The sequence below is a fragment of the Burkholderia sp. Tr-20390 genome, assembly GCF_017104595.1.
Taxonomy (GTDB): domain Bacteria; phylum Pseudomonadota; class Gammaproteobacteria; order Burkholderiales; family Burkholderiaceae; genus Burkholderia.
Genome location: NZ_JAAGPC010000441.1, coordinates 1 through 830, shown reverse-complemented (window position 1 = coordinate 830; position 830 = coordinate 1). Strand labels below are relative to the sequence as shown.

The 830-nt window shown below is 73.5% G+C and carries 1 protein-coding gene; it reads right to left on the bottom strand.

All coding sequences use genetic code 11. The features are described 5' to 3' along the window. A partial coding sequence (locus G3N98_RS39420) for an efflux RND transporter permease subunit (protein WP_206151139.1) occupies nt 1-830 on the bottom strand: 830 nt, incomplete at both ends.

Below are 830 nucleotides of genomic sequence, written 5' to 3'. Positions count from 1 at the left end.
CGCCGGCGTATCGGCGGCGGGCTGCGCGCGCCGTGCGGCCGCGGCCTCGCGACGCCGGTCGAGCCATGCGTGGACGAAGCCGAACACGACCGGCACGAACAGCAGCGTCGACACCGTGCCGAACGCGAGCCCGCCGATCACCGCGCGGCCGAGCGGCGCGTTCTGCTCACCGCCATCGCCGAGGCCGAGCGCCATCGGCAGCATCCCGATCAGCATCGCGAGCGCGGTCATCAGCACCGGGCGGAAGCGGCTGAACCCGGCGTCCAGCGCGGCCTGCCACGGCGGCGCGCCGCCGGCGAGCAGTTCGCGCGCCGTGTTCACGACGAGGATGCTGTTCGCGGTCGCGATGCCGATACACAGGATCGTGCCCGTGAGCGCAGGCACGGACAGCGTCGTGCGCGTGACGAACAGCATCCACGCGATGCCGGCGAGCGACGCGGGCAGGCCGCCGACGATCACGAGCGGGTCGAGCCACGACTGGAAATTGACGACCATCAGCAGGTAGACGAGCGCGACCGCGAGCACGAGGCCGCCGAGGAGTCCCGTGAACGACTCGTGCATCGCCTGCACCTGGCCGCGCAGCACGATCGACGAGCCGGGCGGCAGTTGCGCGCGGGCTTCGTCGACGAGTGTCGTCACGTCGGCGGTGACGCCGCCGAGGTCGCGCCCCTGCACCGACGCGAAGAGGTCGAGCACCGGCTGCACGTTGTAGTGCGACACGACCGCCTGCTGCGTGGTGCGCGAGAAGCTGCCGAGCGTGCCGAGCAGGTTCTGCGCGGGTGCGCCGGCCGCCGGGCCGCCGGCCGGCGTCTGCGGCGCGCGGGCGGTGC